Genomic DNA, 17,833 nt, shown 5'->3' on the forward strand with positions numbered 1-17,833 from the left:
CTTAAATTGCAGTTTCGTGACGCGCCGTCACCTTGCGCCAAACGGGTTCTGGGCCAGGCTTATCCCTGCCCGCGCCTGCTCGCCCGCGCGGCCTTGGCCTTGCCGTAACGCGTCTGGCGGGTGCCGGGTTTGCCAAGCGTGGAATTGCCGCGGATCGGCGCCTTATGTTCCGACGGCGGCAGGCCCAGTTCGTCCGCCTCCAGCTTGCGGATCTCGTCGCGCAACCGACCGGCGGTTTCGAATTCCAGGTCGGCAGCGGCAGCGCGCATCTGTTTCTCCAGATCCTCGATATAGGCGCGCAGATTATGGCCGACCATGTGCGGCCGGTCCTCGATGCCGGTGTCAACCGTAACCTGATCGCGCGACGAGAGATGGCCGACAATGTCGCTGATGCCGCGGCGGATCGTTTCCGGCGTGATGCCGTTGGCGATGTTATACGCCTCCTGCTTCTCGCGCCGGCGCGAGGTTTCCAGCATCGCCCGCTCCATCGATCCGGTGATGTGATCGGCATACAGGATCACCTTCCCGTCGACGTTGCGCGCCGCGCGGCCGATCGTCTGGATCAGCGACGTCTCGGACCGCAGGAAACCTTCCTTGTCGGCATCCAGGATGGCGACCAGCCCGCATTCGGGAATGTCGAGCCCCTCGCGCAGCAGGTTGATGCCGACAAGCACGTCATAGACGCCGAGCCGCAGGTCGCGGATCAGCTCGATCCGCTCCAGCGTCTCGACATCGCTGTGCATGTAACGGACCTTCATGCCCGCTTCGTGCAGATATTCGGTCAGATCCTCGGCCATGCGCTTGGTCAGCGTCGTGACCAGGCTGCGATAGCCTTTGGCGGCCGTCAGCTTGGCCTCATGGACCAGATCGTCGACCTGGCTCTCGATCGGCCGCACCTCGACCGGCGGGTCGATCAGGCCGGTCGGGCGGATCACCTGCTCGGAGAAGACGCCACCCGTCCGTTCCATCTCCCACGTCCCTGGCGTCGCCGAGACGTAAACGGATTGGGGACGCATGGCGTCCCATTCGTTGAAGCGTAGCGGCCGGTTGTCGATGCACGACGGCAGCCGGAAGCCATATTCGGCCAGCGTGATCTTGCGACGATGGTCGCCGCGCGCCATGCCGCCGATCTGCGGCACCGTCTGATGGCTCTCATCGACGAACAGCAAAGCATTTTCGGGCAGATATTCGAACAGGGTCGGCGGCGGCTCGCCCGGCAGGCGGCCGGTCAGGAAGCGGCTGTAATTCTCGATGCCCGCACAACTGCCCGTCGCGGCGATCATCTCCAGGTCGAAATGGGTGCGCTGCTCCAGCCGCTGCGCCTCCAGCAACTTGCCTTCGATCTGCAATTCCTTGAGCCGCTCGGCGAGCTCGAACTTGATCGCCTCGGTCGCCTGCTTCAGCGTCGGGCCGGGCGTCACATAATGGCTGTTGGCGTAGACGCGCACTTCCTTGAGCGTGGCCGAGGATTTGCCGGTGAGCGGATCGAACTCGACGATCTGCTCGATCTCGTCGCCGAAGAAGGAGACGCGCCAGGCGCTATCCTCATAATGCGACGGAAAGATCTCGAGATTGTCGCCGCGCACGCGAAAAGCGCCGCGCTGAAAGGCGGCGTCGTTGCGCTTATACTGCAGCGCCACCAGCTTGCGGATGATCTCGCGCTGATCCACGGTCTGACCGACCTTCAGATCGAAGATCATCGCCGAATAGGTTTCGACCGAGCCGATACCGTACAGGCACGATACCGACGCCACGATCAGCACGTCGTCGCGCTCCAGCAACGATCGTGTGGCCGAATGGCGCATCCGGTCGATCGCCTCGTTTACCGAGCTTTCCTTCTCGATATAGGTGTCGGATCGCGGCACATAGGCTTCGGGCTGATAATAATCATAATAGCTGACGAAGAACTCGACCGCATTGTCGGGGAAGAAACTCTTGAATTCCCCATAGAGCTGCGCCGCGAGGATCTTGTTGGGCGCGAGCACTAGCGCGGGGCGCTGCAATTGCTCCACGACCTTGGCCATGGTGAAGGTCTTGCCGGATCCGGTTACCCCCAGCAGCACCTGGTCCCGCTCGCCGCCGCGGGCCTGTTCCACCAATTCCGCGATCGCGGTCGGCTGGTCGCCTGCGGGCTCATAGTCCGCGACGAGCCGGAACGCCTTGCCGCCCTGGCTCTTTTCCGGCCGCTCGGGCCTGTGCGGGACGAAGCTCTGCCCGGTCTCGGGTTCTGCAAGGCTGGTTCGAATCTGGATCGCCATAGATAGACTATATGGGTGCTGGACGCGCTTTGTTCCAGCGTTACAAGGCGGCCGTGACCTTCGATCTTGCGCCCTATCTCGCCCGCATCGGCCTCGCCGTGCCACCCGCCGCAACTGCCGAGGGGCTCGCGCTGCTGCAACGCGCGCACCGGCTTGCCATTCCGTTCGAAAATCTGGATGTCATCCTCGGTCGCGGCATTGCGATCGACAGCGACCAGGTCTTCGCGAAACTGGTGACCGCCAAGCGTGGTGGTTATTGCTTCGAACAGAACCGCCTGTTCGAAGATGCGCTCATCGCCATCGGATTCGTGGTGCGCCCGTTGCTCGCCCGCGTCTGGCTCGGCATCCAGGGCGCCCCGCCGCCCAGGACGCATACGCTGAGCCTCGTCACCATCGACGGGCAGGACTGGATCGCCGATGCCGGTTTTGGCGGATCCTATGCGCCGCCTATGCCGCTTGCCGACGGCGAGACCGCCGACGCGCCCGATGGCGCCCGTTTCCGCCTGATGCGCGATCCGCTCCACGGCTGGATGCTGGAGCGCGACGGCCATTCCGGCACCACCGACGGGCGCGGCGGCGGCGATGGCTGGCAGCCGCAATATAGCTTCACGCTCGATCCGGTTTTCGAAAACGACCTGATCCTGTCCAATTTCTGGACATCGACCGCGCCGGAGAGCCGCTTCCGCCAGGTCCGGATTGCCAGCATCGTGCTGCCGCAGGGTTTGGCCAGCCTTACCGACCGGGCCTATCGCCGCCGCAACGGCGATAAGGAAGCTGCGGCCGCGATCGAAGATCCCCGCGTCTATCGCATGCGCCTGAGCCTGCTGTTCGGGATCGATCTTTCGGCCGAGGATGTGGCCGCGCTGGGATTGTTCGACCAATGAAGGATCGCAGTCGCCCGTTTGACGACGTGCGTCTGCGTCGGCTTGCTACGCGCGATGCGCGGCGTCCTTCAACTTCCTTCGAAGCGGACGGATGATGAAGAAAGCCCCGCTCCGCTCCCTCCTCGGCGGTGCCGCCGGCAATCTCGTCGAATGGTTCGACTGGTACGTTTATTCCGCTTTCTCGATCTATTTTTCCAAGACCTTCTTTCCGGGCCAAGACCAGACCGCCCAGTTCCTCGCCACCAGCGGCATTTTCTGGGTCGGTTTCCTGATGCGCCCGATCGGCGGCTGGCTGCTCGGGCGGATCGGCGATCGCTATGGCCGACGCACCGCGCTGGCATGGAGCGTGGCGCTGATGGGCGGCGGATCGCTGCTGCTGGCGGCAATCCCCGGCTATGACCGGATCAATATCGGCGCGCCGATCCTGCTTGTCGTGGCCCGGATCATCCAAGGCCTCAGCCTCGGCGGCGAATATGGCGCGGCAGCGACCTATCTCAGCGAGATCGCGCCCCCCGGGCGGCGCGGCTTATGGTCCAGCTTCCAATATGTGACGCTCTATGGCGGGCAATTGCTGGCGCTGGCCTTCCTGCTCGGCCTGCAAGCCAGCGGCGTCGGCGATGCGGCCCTGTCGGCATGGGGCTGGCGCCTTGCCTTCGTCGTCGGCGCCGCGCTGGCGCTCGGCGTCTACCTGCTCCGCCGGGGCATCGATGAGACGCCCGATTTCGCGCAGGAAAAGGCGCCGGAACGCCGCGCCGGCGGCATCGCCGAATTGTGGTTCAATCACCGCCGCGCGGTGCTGATCGCCTTTGGTCTGGCGGTTGGCAGCAACGTCGCTTTCTATACCTATACGACCTATATGCAGAAATATCTGGTGGTGACGTCGGGTCTTACCAAGCCGCTTGCCAGCCAGATCTGCGCCGCCGCCACGATCGCGGCGATCTTGATACAGCCGGTGCTGGGCGCGCTTTCCGATCGCATCGGGCGCAAGCCGCTGCTTTATTGGTTCGGCATCGGCGGCATCGTCGGCACCGTGCCGCTCATGACCGCGATCGGCCGCACCCACGACCCTCTGGTCGCCTTAGCTCTGGTCCTGACGGCGCTCGTCATCCTGTCCGGTGCAACCGCAACCAATGCCATCGTCAAGGCCGAGCTGTTCCCGCCCCACATCCGCGTGCTTGGCGTCGGCTTGCCCTATGCGATCAGCCAGTCCGTCTTCGGCGGCTCCGCCGAAACCGTCGCCCTCAGCCTCAAGCAAGCGGGCCATGAAAGCTATTATTTCTGGTACGTCACGGCGATGATCGGCGTCGCCCTGGTCGCGACCATCGCGATGCGGGAGTCCCGGCAAGCGTAAGGTTCGGTCTCGGACGCCGGAAAGTTTCGATCGCTTTGGCAGCCGGCGTCGCTCTGCTAGGCGCGCCGTATGTTCAACGAACGCGCCCGATTTCGCCTTCATCATCCAGTAGGGCCGGTTCTGGGATTGACTTGCGCCGCCGACGCGCCGCCCGACGAAACATTGGCGCGCAGGGTCGCAACGGCATTCAGCCATGCCAACCATGTTTCCGACGCCGGCGCTGTGTGGGAGCCATTGCTGCGCGAAAAGCAGGGTAATCTTGAATCGTGGCTTAGTCGTAAAGACATCACGGCGCTGGCGCAGGAGCTTTCTGCGCTCGGTCGATCGGAGGCCGCGCAAGGCTTTTTCGGCGGCGCGGGTCAACATCGCAAATGCGCTGCCGACCCTGCCTTCGCGCAGCTTCTGGCGGCATGGACCTACGACAAGCTTCTGTCGCTGGCGGAGGCGCTCGGCACCATTCGGCTCGAAATGCCGGAAACGGGCAGCTGGGGCGCGAACCTCAAATTTTCCGCCACCGAATTGTGGAACTCCGTGCAAGCGGCGCTCGGCGTCGATCTTTCGCCACCGGGTCATGTCGGCGGCTTTCTGGGCATAGAAGCTGCAGGGGCGTCGTTCAGATGCGGGTGGTTGAAGCCATTTACGCCGCCTATCGGCTACGACAGCTGGTTCAGACACGCGGGTTGTCCGGGTCGATCTGCGAAATTGGCGGTGGGGCCGGATTGACCGCTTATTATGCGATTCTGCTGGGGCTTCGAAACTACACGATCATCGACTTGCCGACGATGAACGCCGTTCAAGGATATGTGCTGGGCGGCGCCAGCATCGGCGCGACGGTCGCATTGCTGGGCGAGCCGAAGGACGACCGCACGGTTCAAATCCTACCGCCCGACGCGTTCCGGGACCTCGCACCCGGCAGCATCGACGTCCTGTATAACCAGGATTCGTTTCCGGAGATCGAGCCGCAGGCTGCGCTTGGCTATCTTGAAGACGCGGGAAAGTTGAACATCCCATTATTTCTCAGCATCAACCAGGAAGCCCATCTTCCGACCGGATCGGGCCACCAATATTCCGTACCGGAATTGATCGCAAAGGTCGGCGGGTACCGCGCCACCAGTCGTCATCGTCATTGGCTCCGGCAGGGTTACGTAGAAGAATTGTACGAGCGCGTCTGATCCATTCGCTTCAGGCGCGCTGATACGGCAGGAGAGCGACCCTCATCGCTGTACTTCTCAATGCCAGCAGACAATCTGACGCGATCAGCGGAAAGTAAGAGCGTTAATAGGAGATCCAGGCATGGCGCTAACCCTCTATTCGCATCCTTTCTCTTCTTATTGCCAGAAGGTTTTGACCGCATTGTGGGAGAAGGACCTGCCCTTCACCTATCGCCACCTGGAGGATGCCGGCGCCGCGGAAGAGCGCGCTGCATTATGGCCGTTCGGTCGCTTTCCGGTGCTGGTGGATGACGGTCGGGTCGTGGCGGAGACGTCGATCATCATCGAATATCTCGATCTTCACCATAGCGGCGCCGCGCAGCTCCTCCCGGCCGATCCCGATTCCGCGCTCGAAGTGCGCTTCCTGGATCGCTTCTTCGATCTTTATGTGATGACGCCCATGCAACAGCCGGTGGCGGAAGCGCTGCGCGCGGATAGCAGCCGTGCGGAGGAAGTGATGGCGGCATCCCGCGCGGCCCTCGAAACAGCCTATGCCTGGCTGGAAGATCGGCTGGACGGCCGCATCTGGGCGGCGGGCGACGCCTTCACCGTGGCGGATTGCGCGGCGGCGCCATCGCTCTTCTACGCCGATTGGATCCACCCGATTGGCCCCCAATTTCCGGGCATCCGCGCCTATCGGTCACGCCTGTTGGCGCGACCGTCCTTCGCACGTGCGGTTGAAGAGGCGCGACCCTATCGGCATTATTTTCCGCTCGGCGCGCCCGACCGCGACTGACAAGCCATCGTCCCGGCTATTTTTCCACGCCGGATGCGCTCGGCCAGAGCAAGCCGTCACCCCAGTCGATCCGCTGGTCGACGATCCGCAACGCCCCCTCAATCTGCTGCAGATGATAGACGGTCTGAACCGAATTGTGCGCGATCGTGACACACAGCAGTCCTTCGTCGTCGGACGGAGCCACAAACCTACGCTGATGCAGCGAGGGATCATGATCGGAAGGCCAGCTGAGTGAGGACGGTGCCCAATAATCGTCGCCCCGTCGCCAATAGCGGCCATAGACCTCGCTCTTACGGTCGATCAGGTCGGTCGTCTTGCCGTCATCATCGCTGTCGTCGGCATAAGCGCGATCGACCGGCAACATTTCCGCATCATACGCATCCACCAGCGTCACGGCGGCGTCCGCCATTGTCGCGTCGACGCCCGCGCGCTTGTCAGCCTCCGGGGCAATATGGATCGCGAGGAATAACGATAAGGAATCGCCGATCGCCCGATACAGACCGTCCGCGCCGATCGTCTGTCCCGCCAGGGCCAGCAGCGCCGTGAGGTTGTCGAAGCTGACCTGATGGCGCGGCGTCGCAAACACATTGTCGCCGGCCGCGGGCGGTTGATCGCGCAGCGCGGCGACGGCGCGTGTCAGCCCGGGTTGCAGCGACGCATTGGCCCATCCCCACAGAAAACTGCGATCGCTGGGATCGAAACTGCCCAGCACCTGGGCTCGTGCGACCAGCTTGCGGCCGCCCTTGAACGCCAATGTCAGCGTGCCGTCTTCCTGATCGAACAAGAATGAGGTTTCCAGCCCAACGCCATATTGCCGCGCAAGTGACTGATTCTGATCGGCGATCCAGTCACAGGCGGCGGGCAGCAACGCCTCCAGCTCTGGCCCCAGAACGAGAGTGGGAACGCCCTGCGGCTCTCTTTGCACCGGCGGCGATAACGTCTGCTGCACACGCACGACCCGCCCAAGCGCATCGCGCGTCACATGGGCATTGTCTGGAACTGAACTTTGATCGCCGTTCATCAATCCGCGCAGCCAGTTCAGCATGGTCCATCGCCTCCCGCTTCGACAATGTCCGTCCTTCGTCGATCGAAGACGCCGGACAGCGGCCATCGTCACGTTAAGCGCCTCCGGGGAAGACGGGTTCCGCGGGTGACTCAGGCGCTGAGGTTCCAGCGGAAGCGCCCCGTCAGCGGATAGCGGAATAGCGCCGGCTCCTCGCGCGCGCCATTGCCGATATTGTGGATGACATAGGCCGGTCCACGATCCGATACGATGCCCGTATGCGGGAGGCGGCCGTCAATCAGGCTCGTGAAGATATCCCCTGGCTGCCAATCGTTCCGGTCCTGCGGGATCGGCAAACGTGAATGCTGACGCCCGAAGAAGGTCGCCAGGTTCGGCACGCGCCGGTGATCGATATTGCTATCGGGCCGCCGCAGCCCCCAACGCTGCGGATAGGCCGCGAACGCCCGCCGCATGTCGGCATTGACCAAGGCCTGCAAGTCGAGCGCGAATGCGTCCCGATAAGCGCGGATGACGACATCGGTGCAGACGCCCTTGACGCGGGGCACATCCCCGCCCGGAAAGGCCAGTCTGGTATAGCCGGGATCATAGCTGAGCGTCACGCCGACCTGCCGACGCGCGGCAGCGATCAACGCTCCGGCGCGGCGCGGGTTGGGCGTTGCCGTGAGCTGCGCCAGCGGCGCGCAGAGCAGACCGGACAGCAGAGCCCGGCGGGAGAAGGAACCGACGTCCAATCCCGGATCGAGCCGCTCTATCCTGTTCATCCCTTCCCCTTCGCTCCGCGCGATATCGACGCTATCCTAAAGTCGATGGCACTGCCAACAGGCAACGGTCGATCCCATCGGGCCGGCGCGCCGCTGGCTTTATCGCAGGGCGGGGATTTCCCAATTCTTGCCCACCTCGATCGCGCGGAACCGCCCGCGCGCAATGCCGCGCCGGTCCGTCGTCGCATGAAGCAGGTTCGGCGGATCGTACAGGCCCTCGCTCGACAGCTTGAACGTGCCCCAATGTACCCCCAACGCATAAGCCGCGCCCAGCTTCTGGAAGGCGCTTACCGCCTCCACCGGATCGATATGGTTGCCGCTCATCGGCTCATGCGGCTGGAAGGCGCCGATCGGAATTAAGGCGAGCCGGTAAGGACCGTCCTTCGCGGCGGCCGTCACCCACGTTCCGTCGCCCGGCCCCGTATCGCCCGCATAATAAAGGTTGCCGCCTGGCAAGGTCACGGCGAACCCCGACCATAAGGCGCGATCCTTGTCCTTCCACCAGCGCGAGCTCCAATGATGGGCGCGCTCGATCGTGACCGTGATGCCAGGGCGTACATTGACCGTGCCACCCCAGTCGCGCGCGATCGCGGGGACGCCGGCGCTCTTAAGGATAGCGTCATTGCCCAGGCCCGTGACGATCAGCGGGCGATCACGCGCCCACAGCCGCTTGAGCGTCGGCAGATCCATATGATCCCAATGGTTGTGGCTCACCAGGATCAGATCGATATGCGGCAGATCGTCCAGCGCGATGCCGGGATTGCGCACGCGCTTCGGCCCGAACAGCCCCCATGGCCCTGCCCGCTCCGCGTAGATCGGATCGGTCAGGATGTTGATCCCGCCCGCCTGCACCAGCACCGTCGAATGGCCGATCCAAGTCACGAACATGCGCCGTGGATCGACCCGGTCGACGCAACGTGCCCAATTCTCGGTCACATGGGCAGGTTTGACCGGGCAGGCCACGCCCGCCGCCGCGGGATAGCCGGGTCTGGTGGGAACATGCCTTGGCCAGGGCGCCGGCTCTTTCATCATCGACGTGCGCCATGCCATTTCCCATGGCGTCCGGTTCTGCGCTCCGCCTGTCCCTTGTTCGCCCTCGGGATTGAAGAAGCGCTGCCCGTTGAAATGCGCGCTTGCGGGCCCGCGATAATAGATGCGATCCAGGAAGGGCGGGACGATGGCGGGCACGAGCAGCAGCGCGATCAGCGCACCCAGCAGCCCCCTCCAGATCACGCCCCACATCCGCATCGTCGCCTGCCTCATCGCCACAATGCCTTAACGGCCGCACGGCGCGGAGCAATCCCTCGCGCCTGTTCAGGATAAGGAGGGATGGCCTCTATCTCCAGGGGTCAGCGGAGGCATCGCCAGCCGCCGCCGCTACACCTGCTCCAGCAACCTCTCCCGGGCGATCTTTTCGCGCCACACCAGCGGTGCCGTATGGTGCACGCTCACGCCCTGCGCATCGACCGCAACCGTGACGGGCATGTCCTTGACGTCGAATTCGTAGATCGCTTCCATGCCAAGATCGGCGAACCCGACGACCTTGGCGCCCTTGATCGCGCGGGCCACCAGATACGCCGCACCGCCGACCGCCATCAGATAGGCGCTCTTCGCGTCGCGGATTGCCTCGATCGCTGCCGGGCCGCGTTCGGCCTTGCCGACCATCGCCAGCAAACCCTGATCGAGCATCATCTTGGTGAACTTGTCCATCCGCGTCGCGGTGGTGGGTCCGGCGGGTCCGACAACTTCGTCACGCACCGGATCGACCGGGCCGACATAATAGATAACCCGTCCGGCAAACTCGACCGGCAGCTCTTCGCCCTTCGCCAGCATGTCGGCGATACGCTTGTGGGCGGCGTCGCGCCCGGTCAGCATCTTGCCGTTGAGCAACAGCCGGTCGCCCGGCTTCCAGCTCGCGACAATATCGGGCGTCAAATTATTGAGATCGACGCGGATCGACTCCTTACTTGGCGTCCATTCCACCTTCGGCCATTCGTCGAGGCTCGGCGGCTCGAGATAAGCGGGGCCGGACCCATCGAGGTGGAAGTGCGCGTGGCGCGTCGCCGCACAATTTGGGATCATCGCGATCGGCTTGGACGCGGCATGCGTCGGCCAGTCGAGGATCTTGACGTCGAGCACGGTCGAGAGCCCGCCCAGCCCCTGCGCGCCGATGCCGAGCGCATTGACCTTCTCGAACAATTCGATCCGCAGTTCCTCGATCTTGTTGGCGGGTCCGCGCTGGCGCAGCTGCGCCATGTCGATATCGCCCATCAGCGATTCCTTGGCGAGCAACATCGCCTTTTCGGCGGTCCCGCCAATGCCGATTCCGAGCATGCCGGGCGGACACCAACCCGCACCCATCTGCGGCACCGTCTCCAGCACCCAGTCGACGATCGAATCCGATGGATTCATCATCTTGAACTTGGACTTATTCTCGCTCCCGCCGCCCTTGGCCGCGACCGTCACCTCGACATGGTGCCCCGGCACCATCTCGACGTGCAGCACGCTCGGCGTATTGTCCTTGGTGTTGACCCGACCGAACGCCGGATCGGCGAGGATGGAGGCGCGCAGCCGGTTCTCCGGATGGAGATAGGCACGCCGCACGCCTTCATCGATCACCGCCTGCAGCGATCGGCTGCTCTCCAGCCGGCAGTCCTGCCCCCACTTCACGAACACCGTGACGATGCCGGTATCCTGGCAGATCGGGCGATGGCCTTCGGCGCACATCCGGCTGTTCGTCAGGATCTGCGCGATCGCGTCCTTAGCGGCCGGCGACTGTTCCGCGTCATAGGCCACGCCCAGCGCGCGGATATAATCCATCGGGTGATAATAAGAGATATATTGGAGCGCGTCGGCGACGCTCTCGATCAGATCGGCTTCGCGGATGATGGTGGTCATGCGGTGCCTCCTAATCGGGGATCGTCAATATTTAAAGCGTCGCCCCGGCGGAGGCCGGGGCCGCTCGAGGTTATCGAAACATTATTTACAACCTCTAGCGGCCCCGGCCTCCGCCGGGGCGACGGCTATCAGTTGAGCGTCTCGAACAGATCGTCCCAATGCGGATTAGCCTCAGAAATCAGCCGCAGCTTCCACGCCCGCGTCCAATTCTTCAACGCCTTCTCGCGCAGGATTGCATCCTCGATCGTTGGATGCGGCTCAATAAGAACGAGCCGTTTGAGATCCCATCGGCGACAGAATGCCGACCCCCGGCCCTCCCGGTGCGCCAACACCCGTTCGGCGATATCGGCCGTCACCCCGACATACAAAACACCAAACGGCTTGTTCGTGACGATGTACGTATAGCCGCCCCGCATACCCAATTCCGCCGCCCCGGCGGAGGCCGGGGCCGCTGCGAATTACCGAAACGTCGCAACAATCTCCACAGGGCATCACAACTTCCAGCGGCCCCGGGCTTCGCCGGGCCGACGTCTACTTCGCAGCCGCGACCCGCCGAAAAACTGACCCTTTGAAGCGCGTCAAGCGCACAATCCGCCTTGCGACAAATTAAACATCTTGTGCGCCAGAGTCGGTAGTGACACTATCCGTGGTGTCGACCCCAGGGGGCCCGGCATCAGATTGAGAAATACCGGGGCGATCACCATATCGGTTCCGGAAGCACCCGCCCTATGAACATGGGGATGGAACGGGTTTGCGCGACCTCGATCCTTGCCCCCTCTGGCGATGCGCTTAGCATCTGGGGCAGCGCCCTCTGAGTCGAACAGGAACGAGATAGGGGACGGGCGATGGACTTTTCGAGCGAAGAACGGGAAGCGAACGATATGGCCACCCTGCTGGACGCCGCGGAAAATGCGCCGGCTGAGCCTGCCGCCACCGGCAGCAAGCGGCGCGACAAGCCGTTTCCGCTTGATGTCGATCATTCGCGCGACGCGCTGCTGACCGAGTTCGGCAAGGACACGCTGCGCGACCGCTATCTGCTGCCGGGCGAAAGCTATCAGGATCTGTTCGTGCGCGTCGCCTCGGCTTATGCCGACGATCAGGCGCATGCCCAGCGCGTCTACGATTATATCTCGCGCCTGTGGTTCATGCCCGCCACGCCGGTTCTGTCCAACGGCGGCACCGGCCGCGGCCTGCCCATCTCCTGCTTCCTCAACTCGGTCGACGACAGCCTCAACGGCATCGTCGACACGTGGAACGAGAATGTCTGGCTCGCCTCGCGCGGCGGCGGCATCGGCACCTATTGGGGTTCGGTGCGCGGCATCGGCGAGCCGGTCGGCCTCAACGGCAAGACCAGCGGCATCATCCCGTTCGTGCGCGTCATGGACAGCCTCACGCTCGCCATCAGCCAAGGCTCGCTGCGGCGCGGATCGGCGGCGGTCTATCTCGACGTTGCCCATCCCGAGATCGAGGAATTTCTCGAAATCCGCAAACCCTCGGGCGACTTCAACCGCAAGGCACTCAACCTCCACCATGGCGTGCTGCTGACCGACGAGTTCATGGAGGCCGTGCGCAACGGCACCAGCTTCGATCTCAAGTCGCCCAAGGACGGCTCCAAGCGCGGCGAGGTCGATGCCCGCTCGCTCTTCCAGAAACTGGTCGAGACCCGTTTGGCCACCGGCGAACCCTATATCGTCTTCGCCGACACCGTGAATCGCGCCATGCCCAAGCATCATCGCGATGCCGGCCTGAAGGTCTCGACCTCGAACCTCTGCTCGGAAATCACGTTGCCGACCGGGCGCGACCAGCATGGCGAAGCGCGCACCGCGGTCTGCTGCCTGTCGTCGCTCAGCCTGGAGACGTGGGACGAGTGGAAGGATGAGAAGGGCTTCGTCGAGGACGTGATGCGCTTCCTCGACAATGTCCTGCAGGACTTCATCGACCGCGCCGAACCCGGCATGGAGCGCGCGCGCTACTCCGCGTCGCGCGAACGCTCCGTCGGCCTCGGCGTGATGGGCTTCCATTCGTTCCTGCAGGCGCGCAACCTGCCGTTCGAAGGCGCCATGGCCAAGAGCTGGAACATGCGCATCTTCAAGCACATCCAGGCGCAGGTTAACGAAGCGTCGATGCAGTTGGCGGTCGAACGTGGCCCCTGCCCCGACGCCGCCGACATGGGCGTGATGGAGCGGTTCAGCTGCAAGACCGCCATCGCGCCGACCGCGTCGATCAGCATCATCTGCGGCGGCACCAGCGCCTGCATCGAGCCGATCCCGGCCAACATCTACACCCACAAGACTTTGTCGGGCAGCTTCTCGATCAAGAATCCCTATCTGGAGAAGCTGCTGATCGAGAAGAGCAAGAACAGCGACGCGGTGTGGAACACGATCCTCGAGCAGGGCGGCTCGGTCCAGCATCTCGATTTCCTCACCACCGAGGAAAAGGATGTCTTCAAGACCAGCTTCGAGATCGACCAGCGCTGGCTGATCGAACTCGCCGCCGATCGCACGCCCTATATCGATCAGGCTCAGTCGCTGAATCTGTTCATCCCAGCCGACGTCGAGAAGTGGGACTTGCTGATGCTCCACTTCCGGGCGTGGGAGCTGGGCATCAAGTCGCTTTACTATCTTCGCTCCAAGTCGATCCAGCGCGCCGGTTTCGCCGGCGGCGTCGAGGCCGACAACACGCCGCAGCTTCGCCAGATCGAGGTCGAAGCGAAGGATTATGACGAGTGCCTGGCCTGCCAATAAAAGCCTGGATCGGCTGATCGGGCTTACGGTTAAGGGCAGCAATGCAGACGGAAAACGCCGGGTGGCCGGCGACCACGGAGCGCCTGATGGCGTCGCTCGCGGAAGCGGGTCTCTCTTCGGCGGCCATCCGGCAACTGCTGCCATCGGCCTGCCCGGCGCTATTGCTCGCGGCCGAGCCGGCGGACGAGGCGACCATCCCGATCGGCGCGACCAAGATCGGCGGGCGGCCCGATCTGCCGCCCGGCATGGCCTGGCCCGAACGCCCGCCTTACGATGATGGCGGCGCGCTGGCGCGGGAAGCGCTCGACCATGCCGCCCGCTTCCACGCCGATGCCGGGATCGTACCGCCATGGATGGATGCCGAACAGGGCGCGGCCCTGCTCGCCGCGAATGCCCAGCAGAAGGCCGACACGCTGGCCTTCATGAAGACGCTGGATGTCGATGGCGCCGATCTGGACGCCGCCTTCTTCGGCTTCACGGCGAAGGATTGCGCCGTGGTGGCCCGCGAGGCGCTTGCCAAGTCCGCCGCCGCCGCAACCCATTTCCCCCTCGCCTTCCTGGCCCAGTTCGATCTCGCCGCCTTGGCGCTGGAAGAGGGCTTCGATCCCGCTTTGCCGCGAACCGGGCGGCTCTATCTGTTCTACGATCTGCTGCTGCTTCCCCCGTCTTATGCACCCAGCTCGCGCATCGGCCTGCATGTCTTGCATGACGCGTCAGCAACCGAGGCGTTGGTCCGTACCGACATACCGGCTGCGCTTGCCGCTCTGACGGACCTGAATGCCATGCTGATGCCGGCACGCGTTAGGACGAGCCCGGCGGTCACGATTGCAGCGCCCTACGGCACCGCCGCGCCGCCATTCGCCCTCTCGGACGAGGATCTGTCGATGGTTCAGGATTGGCTCTCGAACGTGGCAGGCTGGCCGGGAGACGGCGCTGCGGGCGCGCATCAGCTTGGCGGCTGGCCGCGCGAAATCCAGTCGAGCATGGCCGGCACCGCCGCCCTTGCCGCAAACGGGATCGATGCGGGCATGTCCGACGCATGGAAATCGCCGGAGGCACGGCGCCTGCTGGAAGACGCCGCAGCCTGGCGCCTGCTGTTCCAGCTCGGCCCGGACGAACCGATCGGAAACGGGCTGCCCGGTGCGCTCAATATCCTCGTCCGTGCCGAAGATCTGGCGGCTGGCCGGTTCGATCGCGCCTGGGCGGTGTACGAACAGAGCTGATCCACGCCGGCTTGGCTCAGGCCAGCGATCGCGCGCGGCGCAACGCCACCGCCATGGTCCGGTCGAAGCCGGCGGCGATATCGGCAGCGCTTTCCTCAACGCATATGTCGGGGAGGATGCCCGCATCCGGCTGATCGCCGCTGGGGAAATAGCCGATCAGCGGAAGGTCCGCCTCGATCCCCGATGCCGGCAGCCGCAGGAACAGAAAGGCGCCGCCGTTGATGCCGCGGCGGTTGCCGCCCGTGGGTTCGCCGATCAACAATCCCAATCGGCTGGCCTTGACCAGCTGCGCAAAGCCGAACGTGGCGGAGCTATTGCTGGCATCAGTCAGCACGATCAGCGTGCCGCGAAAGCGCCGCCCGGCGGGATGGATGGTCAACCCGCCATAGGCGTCGTCCGCATCCGCCGCCAGCGCGAAAAACCCGTCCCGTTGCGGCCCCCGCACCCTATCGCCCCAATCATAGAAGCTTTTGTCCCACGTATCGACGTGCGGACGGATATCCTCCGGCACACGGCGCGCCCGTACGCGTGCCACCATGCGCAGCGGCGTCAGTGGCCGATCGACCAACCGCGCCAGGATGGCATTGCCGCAATCCAGCCCGCCTTCATTGCCGCGCAGATCGACGATCAACGTGCGCGTCCCATCCGATACGATCTCGTCCAGCCGCGCCTCGAGCCAGGATGCCCAGTCCCATCTGCCATTATAGACGCTCCACGAGCGCATGGTCAGACAAGCGACCCCGCCCGGCTTGCGATCCAAGGACCACAATATCGCGTCGCGCGGCTGGGCATCGATTGGCGGCACCGCCGCCTGCCGCTGGGCCAAGGTTATCAGCGCGACGTCACGGCGCAGCGACCGGCCGTCGGGCAGCGTCGCGGTGATCCGCATCGCCCTCCGGGCAAACATAGCGGGCCACAGCATCGGCGCGTAGATGTCGAACGCCTGGAAGCGATCGATCGCTTCCACTTCGAGGATCCGGCGACGCTTGGCATCATTATGCCCATCCGCGCGGGCATACGGCATCAGGCCGCGCAGCAATCGTCCCGCCGGCACGCCTTCGATCGCGCGGACCTCCGTGCCGGGCGGAAGCGGCGGTTGCGAGACATCGCGCGTGACGATCATCCGATCGCCGATCCAGCGAAACAGGAATGGCAGTTTGTCGGGCCGATCGAACAGGCCGCGCTGCACCGCATCGCTCTGATTGTAGAAATTGGGATAGCTGTGGCCGCACCGGACCGCCGCCGTACAGCGTGCCAGGGCCAGATACGCGTCGCTGAGCGTCGGGCGCGCCGCCAGCGTCTGGCGCAGCGCCAGGAACCGCGCGCCCATCTGCGACGGGCTATTATAGCGATACAGACCCGGATGGAGCGCACCATAAGCGCGCGCCAGCAATTCGGCGTCGCCGCTAAAATCGCCGTTCGGCAACTGCGCTGCGCCGGCACGGCCCATCATTGCGTGGGTGCCGATCATTGCGGCGCCGCGCAGCACCGCACGGCGTGACGGAAAAGAGGACATATGAACGGGCTCCGATATCAGCCCGTCTCTTGCGCGCCCTGGCAAGCGGCGCGCCTCAGAATCCGGTGGTCTGCGACTATTTCGGATTTGAGCCGTGCCGTTGCCGATAAGCGGATGGCGACTGTCCGAATTCGGCGCGGAACGCCCGGTTGAATGTCGCCTTGGATCCGAACCCCGCATCCAGCGCGAGCGCGAGGAGGTCCGCCCGATCGCCGGATCGCAGGGCCGCCGCGACATCTTCACACCGCAGCCGGGCGATGAAGGTCGAGAAATTGACACCCAGCCCCTCATTGAGCGCGCGCGACAGATGCGTGCTGTTCGTTCCCAATAGCCTTGCCAGCCGCGTCAGCGACAATTCGGGGTCGCGATGCCATTGCCCGCCACGAACCTGGCCAGCCCATGCCTCACCGACCGCCCGCCAATCGCGTGCCGGGGTCACAATCTCCGGTTCGCCCCGCTCGGGCAAGCGGGCGAGGGGCACATCCGCATGACGCCAGCCCTCCACCGCCAGATAACAGCCGACCCCGGCAATCGCGAGGTAGCGGCCCACATCGCCGAAATAATCGAGCGGCGCCACGAGCCGGTTCCAGCCCTCATAACCGAGCGAGACAATCAGGATCACGAGCAGCGCCAGCACTGTGCGCGTGAGCCAGCGCGCGCTCAGCCGATCGTCATCGCTGCGCTGCTGGGCAAGCTCTGCGCGATACAGGCGCAGCATCCTCAAGCTGGCAAAACCATAGCTGCCCAGGCTCACGATCAGGGCCAATGTCAGCACGGGATCGACGAATGGCGTGCCATGCGCGTCCCACGCATTCTTGGCCGGCAACGGCTGTACGAACACGATGGCCTGATACAGGAACTGTACCGCCGCCGGCACCAGATGCAGCCGGATCCGGCCCGGCACCGCGCCGAAGGCGATCGCGTGGGCATAGCCGTAGAGCAGCGGTCCGATCGCCAGCGGCACCGCGAACGGAGCGAAGGACAGCCAGGGGAAACGATCGTAGAAACCGGCAAAGCCGATCAGATACGGGGTCATCACGCCGACCAGCACGACCAACAGGCCTGACAGCAGCCGGTTCGCGACGCGGTTTGCCAGCGGCCGCCACAAGGCCACCGCGACCGCGACCATCTGCACGCTCGCAAACAGCAGCAGCGCCGTGCGCCATCCGAAGACCAGCTGTTGCGATGCCATCGGCTGATCTTAATCCGCTTATTCGCTGCGCCCAG

At 64.3% G+C, this 17,833-nt stretch carries 15 protein-coding genes; 7 read left to right on the forward strand and 8 right to left on the reverse strand.

The annotated features are described in order from the left end of the window. Positions 1–59: 59 nt before the first annotated feature. The gene (uvrB, locus tag ACSBM8_RS13195; protein ID WP_442678469.1) at positions 60–2,258 is read right to left on the reverse strand and encodes an excinuclease ABC subunit UvrB; all 2,199 of its coding nucleotides are present in this window, start codon (positions 2,256–2,258) and stop codon (positions 60–62) included. Positions 2,259–2,269: 11 nt separating this feature from the next. On the opposite strand from uvrB, the gene ACSBM8_RS13200 reads away from it, so the two are divergent. The 5 genes from ACSBM8_RS13200 to ACSBM8_RS13220 all read left to right on the forward strand — a co-directional run bounded on the left by ACSBM8_RS13200 (position 2,270) and on the right by ACSBM8_RS13220 (position 6,440). Next, positions 2,270–3,142: an arylamine N-acetyltransferase family protein gene (locus ACSBM8_RS13200; RefSeq protein WP_442678470.1), complete on the forward strand. Its 873-nt coding sequence runs from the start codon at positions 2,270–2,272 to the stop codon at positions 3,140–3,142. A gap of 91 nt (positions 3,143–3,233) precedes the next feature. Beyond that, positions 3,234–4,493, forward strand: a complete 1,260-nt coding sequence (locus ACSBM8_RS13205) for an MFS transporter (RefSeq protein WP_442678471.1) — start codon at positions 3,234–3,236, stop codon at positions 4,491–4,493. A 69-nt stretch (positions 4,494–4,562) separates the two neighbouring features. Then, positions 4,563–5,216: a hypothetical protein gene (locus tag ACSBM8_RS13210; RefSeq protein ID WP_442678472.1), complete on the forward strand. Its 654-nt coding sequence runs from the start codon at positions 4,563–4,565 to the stop codon at positions 5,214–5,216. Then, complete coding sequence (locus ACSBM8_RS13215) at positions 5,213–5,665, forward strand: hypothetical protein (RefSeq protein WP_442678473.1); 453 nt, start codon at positions 5,213–5,215, stop codon at positions 5,663–5,665. The genes ACSBM8_RS13210 and ACSBM8_RS13215 overlap by 4 nt, the downstream gene beginning before the upstream one ends. A 121-nt stretch (positions 5,666–5,786) precedes the next feature. Then, the gene (locus ACSBM8_RS13220) at positions 5,787–6,440 is read left to right on the forward strand and encodes a glutathione S-transferase family protein (RefSeq protein ID WP_442678474.1); all 654 of its coding nucleotides are present in this window, start codon (positions 5,787–5,789) and stop codon (positions 6,438–6,440) included. Between the two features lie 16 nt (positions 6,441–6,456). Here ACSBM8_RS13220 and ACSBM8_RS13225 read toward each other — a convergent pair whose 3' ends face one another. The 5 genes from ACSBM8_RS13225 to ACSBM8_RS13245 all read right to left on the reverse strand — a co-directional run bounded on the left by ACSBM8_RS13225 (position 6,457) and on the right by ACSBM8_RS13245 (position 11,539). Then, a complete protein-coding gene (locus tag ACSBM8_RS13225; protein ID WP_442678475.1) occupies positions 6,457–7,485 on the reverse strand; it encodes a DUF6882 domain-containing protein in 1,029 nt (342 codons plus the stop codon). A gap of 110 nt (positions 7,486–7,595) precedes the next feature. Further along, positions 7,596–8,225: a DUF1287 domain-containing protein gene (locus ACSBM8_RS13230; protein ID WP_442678476.1), complete on the reverse strand. Its 630-nt coding sequence runs from the start codon at positions 8,223–8,225 to the stop codon at positions 7,596–7,598. Positions 8,226–8,324: 99 nt separating this feature from the next. After that, the gene (locus ACSBM8_RS13235) at positions 8,325–9,488 is read right to left on the reverse strand and encodes an MBL fold metallo-hydrolase (RefSeq protein ID WP_442678477.1); all 1,164 of its coding nucleotides are present in this window, start codon (positions 9,486–9,488) and stop codon (positions 8,325–8,327) included. A 114-nt stretch (positions 9,489–9,602) separates the two neighbouring features. Further along, the gene (locus ACSBM8_RS13240) at positions 9,603–11,123 is read right to left on the reverse strand and encodes a fumarate hydratase (RefSeq protein ID WP_442678478.1); all 1,521 of its coding nucleotides are present in this window, start codon (positions 11,121–11,123) and stop codon (positions 9,603–9,605) included. Between the two features lie 128 nt (positions 11,124–11,251). Then, complete coding sequence (locus tag ACSBM8_RS13245; protein ID WP_442678479.1) at positions 11,252–11,539, reverse strand: GIY-YIG nuclease family protein; 288 nt, start codon at positions 11,537–11,539, stop codon at positions 11,252–11,254. Positions 11,540–11,968: 429 nt separating this feature from the next. On the opposite strand from ACSBM8_RS13245, the gene ACSBM8_RS13250 reads away from it, so the two are divergent. Together ACSBM8_RS13250 and ACSBM8_RS13255 are read left to right on the forward strand one after the other, a co-directional pair. Continuing rightward, positions 11,969–13,867 carry a ribonucleoside-diphosphate reductase subunit alpha gene (locus tag ACSBM8_RS13250; protein ID WP_442678480.1) on the forward strand — a complete coding sequence of 633 codons (1,899 nt, stop codon included), beginning with the start codon at positions 11,969–11,971 and terminating at the stop codon, positions 13,865–13,867. An 86-nt stretch (positions 13,868–13,953) separates the two neighbouring features. Further along, entirely contained in the window at positions 13,954–15,090 is a 1,137-nt protein-coding gene (locus ACSBM8_RS13255) for a DUF1963 domain-containing protein (RefSeq protein WP_442678481.1), read from the forward strand. 16 nt (positions 15,091–15,106) lie between these two features. Here the strand turns inward: ACSBM8_RS13255 and ACSBM8_RS13260 are convergent, their stop codons facing one another. After that, positions 15,107–16,606, reverse strand: coding sequence for a S41 family peptidase (locus tag ACSBM8_RS13260; protein WP_442678482.1), 1,500 nt, complete (start codon positions 16,604–16,606; stop codon positions 15,107–15,109). A gap of 76 nt (positions 16,607–16,682) precedes the next feature. Beyond that, the gene (locus ACSBM8_RS13265; protein WP_442678483.1) at positions 16,683–17,798 is read right to left on the reverse strand and encodes a helix-turn-helix domain-containing protein; all 1,116 of its coding nucleotides are present in this window, start codon (positions 17,796–17,798) and stop codon (positions 16,683–16,685) included. Positions 17,799–17,833 lie beyond the last annotated feature (35 nt).

This window comes from Sphingomonas sp. ASY06-1R, assembly GCF_052180265.1.
GTDB lineage: Bacteria > Pseudomonadota > Alphaproteobacteria > Sphingomonadales > Sphingomonadaceae > Sphingomonas_I.

Coding starts and splice junctions, on each gene's coding strand:
- uvrB (WP_442678469.1), bottom strand. CDS start 2,258: ATGGCGATCCAGATTCGAACCAGCCTTGCAGAACCCGAGACCGGGCAG.
- ACSBM8_RS13200 (WP_442678470.1), top strand. CDS start 2,270: ATGGGTGCTGGACGCGCTTTGTTCCAGCGTTACAAGGCGGCCGTGACC.
- ACSBM8_RS13205 (WP_442678471.1), top strand. CDS start 3,234: ATGATGAAGAAAGCCCCGCTCCGCTCCCTCCTCGGCGGTGCCGCCGGC.
- ACSBM8_RS13210 (WP_442678472.1), top strand. CDS start 4,563: ATGTTCAACGAACGCGCCCGATTTCGCCTTCATCATCCAGTAGGGCCG.
- ACSBM8_RS13220 (WP_442678474.1), top strand. CDS start 5,787: ATGGCGCTAACCCTCTATTCGCATCCTTTCTCTTCTTATTGCCAGAAG.
- ACSBM8_RS13225 (WP_442678475.1), bottom strand. CDS start 7,485: ATGCTGAACTGGCTGCGCGGATTGATGAACGGCGATCAAAGTTCAGTT.
- ACSBM8_RS13230 (WP_442678476.1), bottom strand. CDS start 8,225: ATGAACAGGATAGAGCGGCTCGATCCGGGATTGGACGTCGGTTCCTTC.
- ACSBM8_RS13235 (WP_442678477.1), bottom strand. CDS start 9,488: ATGAGGCAGGCGACGATGCGGATGTGGGGCGTGATCTGGAGGGGGCTG.
- ACSBM8_RS13240 (WP_442678478.1), bottom strand. CDS start 11,123: ATGACCACCATCATCCGCGAAGCCGATCTGATCGAGAGCGTCGCCGAC.
- ACSBM8_RS13245 (WP_442678479.1), bottom strand. CDS start 11,539: ATGCGGGGCGGCTATACGTACATCGTCACGAACAAGCCGTTTGGTGTT.
- ACSBM8_RS13250 (WP_442678480.1), top strand. CDS start 11,969: ATGGACTTTTCGAGCGAAGAACGGGAAGCGAACGATATGGCCACCCTG.
- ACSBM8_RS13255 (WP_442678481.1), top strand. CDS start 13,954: ATGGCGTCGCTCGCGGAAGCGGGTCTCTCTTCGGCGGCCATCCGGCAA.
- ACSBM8_RS13260 (WP_442678482.1), bottom strand. CDS start 16,606: ATGTCCTCTTTTCCGTCACGCCGTGCGGTGCTGCGCGGCGCCGCAATG.
- ACSBM8_RS13265 (WP_442678483.1), bottom strand. CDS start 17,798: ATGGCATCGCAACAGCTGGTCTTCGGATGGCGCACGGCGCTGCTGCTG.